Below are 3,136 nucleotides of genomic sequence, written 5' to 3'. Positions count from 1 at the left end.
ACCCCGCACAGAGACACCCACCCCCCCCCCCCCCCCCCCCCCCCCCCCCCCCCCCCCCCCCCCCCCCCCTCCCCCCCCCCCCCCCCCCCCCCCCCCCCCGCGTCGTGAGTGCCCGTCAGGCGGAGTTGCGGGCGCGCCGGTAGAGCACGGCGCCGGCCAGCAGCAGCCCGCCGGCGAGCGGTACGCCGGCCGTCAGGGCGTCACCCGCGCCCGTGGCGGCGAGGCCGGGCGTCTGGCCGCCGGGGTTGCCGGGCGTCTGCCCACCCGGCGTGCCCGGGGTCTGACCGCTGGGGCTACCGGGGGTCTGGCCGCCCGGCTTGCCGGGGGTATGCCCACCGGGGTTGCCCGGCGTCTGCCCGCCCGGCGTTCCCGGGGTCTGTCCGCCGGGGTTGCCCGGAGTCTGTCCGCCCGGGTTGCCCGGAGTCTGTCCGCCCGGGTTGCCCGGAGTCTGTCCGCCCGGGTTGCCCGGAGTCTGTCCGCCCGGGTTGCCCGGAGTCTGTCCGCCCGGGTTGCCCGGCGTATGCCCGCCCGGGTTGCCCGGCGTATGCCCGCCCGGGTTGCCCGGAGTCTGCCCGCCCGGCGTACCGGGGTTGCCGGGGTTCTGGCCGCCGGGGTTCCCCGGGGTGTGCCCGCCCGGGGTACCCGGATTGCCCGGGGTACCGGGGTGGCCCGGAGTACCAGGGTTACCGGGGTGATCGTCGTCGTCGCACGGCTCGTCGTGCCCGCCGCCCGGGTTGCCGGGCTGGCCCGGGTGACCGGGGTGTCCCGGGTGACCGGGGTGTCCCGGGTGCTGCGGCTTGCCCGAGTCGTTGGCGCAGCGGTTGCCGAAGGCCGGGTTCAGACCCCCCACCACCGTCACCGTGTTGCCGCACACGTTCACCGGCGCGTCCACCGGTGCCTGCACGTTGTTCCCGGACAGCAGGCCCGGAGAGTTCGCGGCGTGCCCCGACGCCCCCGAGGCCGCCTGGGCCTGACCGCCGGCGAACGCGAGGACACCCCCCGCGGCCGCCATCGTGATCAGCGTCTTCCTCGTGACCTGAACAGGTCGTCGCATCTGTACTCGTCCCCTGGTGTGTACGTTCCGTCCGGCGCGCGGGCCGTACGGGCTCCCCCGCCCGTCGCGCCGAAGAAGTGAGCTTCCGGGCCGTAAAAGCCCGGCGGCCCCGGAACGCTGGATTGCGCTCCGGGGCCAGAACTTCAGAAGCGTCAGGCGTTGACGCAGGTGTTGCCGAAGGCCGGGTTCAGCAGGCCGATGACGTTCACGGTGTTGCCGCAGACGTTGACCGGGACGTGAACCGGAACCTGGACGACGTTGCCGGACAGGACACCGGGGGAGCCGATGGCCGCGCCCTGGGCGCCCGCGTCGGCGGCGGCCATGCCCGCACCCGCGAGAACCAGACCACCGGTGGCAGCCGCAGCGGCGACAACCTTCTTGAGCATTGTTCCTCCTAGTAGGCAAGTGCGGTCCCAGCCGCGGACCGCACCACCTGTAACGAGGAGGGATCACCAGGGCTACGAGCGTATGAGCGCATTCACTCTTCTCAGTGGAATCCGCACACCTTCCCGATTCCCCGGCGTTATGGGGCGACGCGCGTGCCTCAGGCGTTGTCGATGAACCGGTCCAGGACCCGGACGCCGAACTTCAGCCCGTCCACCGGCACCCGCTCGTCAACGCCGTGGAACATGCCGGCGAAGTCCAGCTCCGGCGGCAGCTGGAGCGGCGCGAAGCCGAAGCAGCGGATGCCGAGGTCGTCGAAGGACTTGGCGTCCGTCCCGCCGGAGAGCATGTACGGGACCGCCCGCGCGATCGGGTCCTCGGCCCGCAGGGCGCCCTGCATGGCGTCCACGAGCCGCCCGTCGAAGTCCGTCTCCAGCGCCTTGTCCGCGTGGACGTCCTCGCGCTTCACGCGCGGGCCGAGGATCCGGTCGAGGTCGGCGAAGAACTCGTCCTCGTAGCCCGGCAGGAAGCGTCCGTCGACGTGGGCGGTGGCCTGGCCGGGGATGACGTTGACCTTGTAGCCGGCGCCGAGCATCGTCGGGGCGGCCGAGTTGCGCAGGGTCGCGCCGACCATCTTGGCGATCCCGCCGAGCTTGGCGAGCGTGGCGTCCATGTCGTCGGGGTCGAGCGGGGTTCCGAGGGCGTCCGAGAGCTCGTCGAGGAAGTGCCTGACGGTCTTCGTGACGCGCACCGGCCAGGTGTGGCGGCCGAGGCGGCCGACGGCCTCGCACAGCTCGGTGATCGCGTTGTCGGTGTTGGTCATGGAGCCGTGGCCCGCGGTGCCCTCGACGGTGAGGCGCATCCAGTGCATGCCCTTCTGGGCGGTCTCCACGAGGTACAGCCGCAGGTTCTCGTTCACCGTGAAGGAGAAGCCGCCGACCTCGCCGATGGCCTCGGTGACGCCCTCGAAGAGCCCGGGGTGCTTGTCCACGAGGTGGCGGGCGCCGTACGTGCCGCCCGCCTCCTCGTCCGCGAGGAAGGCCAGCACGATGTCCCGCGGGGGCTTGCGCCCGCTGCGCATGCGGTCGCGCACGACGGCCAGCGTCATCGCGTCCATGTCCTTCATGTCGACCGCGCCGCGGCCCCAGACGCAGCCGTCGGCGATCTCGCCCGAGAAGGGGTCGTAGGTCCAGTCGGCCGCGTTGGCGGGGACGACGTCGGTGTGCCCGTGGATCAGCAGGGCGGGCCGCGAGGGGTCCTCCCCCTCGATGCGGGCCACGGTCGACGCGCGCCCCTTGTGCGACTCGAAGATCTGCGGCTCCAGCCCGACCTCGGCCAGCTTCTCGGCGACCCACTCGGCCGCCTTGCGCTCGCCGGGGCCCGAGTGGTCCCCGTAGTTGCTGGTGTCGATCCGGATGAGGTCCCGGCAGAGGTCGACGACCTCGTCCTCGCCGGAGACGGCCTTGCCCGCGCCCGATGCGCTCACGCTGTTCCTCCCAGTGATCAGTACCGGCTACCCCCACCATCCTCGCGCCCGCGGCCGCTGTGCCCAAGGGCGTTCCGAGCCCGGCCGGGGGGTGTGATCGGGGGCCTCCGGCGTTTGGTAATGTTTTCCACGTCGCAACGGCCCGCGAGGGACGTGAGGCGCACACCCTGTCCGGGTGGCGGAATGGCAGACGCGCTAGCTTGAGGTGCTAG

Annotated in this window: 3 protein-coding genes; all 3 read right to left on the bottom strand. The window is 72.9% G+C overall.

The window, feature by feature from the left end:
• Positions 1-115 precede the first annotated feature (115 nt).
• The 3 genes from AC07A6_RS19135 to AC07A6_RS19125 all read right to left on the bottom strand — a co-directional run bounded on the left by AC07A6_RS19135 (position 116) and on the right by AC07A6_RS19125 (position 2,924).
• Entirely contained in the window at positions 116-1,054 is a 939-nt protein-coding gene (locus AC07A6_RS19135; RefSeq protein ID WP_478777806.1) for a chaplin, read from the bottom strand.
• Between the two features lie 152 nt (positions 1,055-1,206).
• Positions 1,207-1,440, bottom strand: coding sequence for a chaplin ChpH (gene chpH / locus AC07A6_RS19130; protein WP_125601690.1), 234 nt, complete (start codon positions 1,438-1,440; stop codon positions 1,207-1,209).
• 158 nt (positions 1,441-1,598) lie between these two features.
• Positions 1,599-2,924 carry a M20/M25/M40 family metallo-hydrolase gene (locus AC07A6_RS19125; RefSeq protein ID WP_362456256.1) on the bottom strand — a complete coding sequence of 442 codons (1,326 nt, stop codon included), beginning with the start codon at positions 2,922-2,924 and terminating at the stop codon, positions 1,599-1,601.
• Between the last annotated feature and the right edge of the window lie 212 nt (positions 2,925-3,136).

This window comes from Streptomyces sp. NPDC044002, assembly GCF_056434525.1.
The sequence above is the reverse complement of the archived record's forward strand: the minus strand, read 5'-3'. Positions and strand labels throughout refer to the sequence as shown.

Coding starts and splice junctions, on each gene's coding strand:
- AC07A6_RS19135 (WP_478777806.1), bottom strand. CDS start 1,054: ATGCGACGACCTGTTCAGGTCACGAGGAAGACGCTGATCACGATGGCG.
- chpH (WP_125601690.1), bottom strand. CDS start 1,440: ATGCTCAAGAAGGTTGTCGCCGCTGCGGCTGCCACCGGTGGTCTGGTT.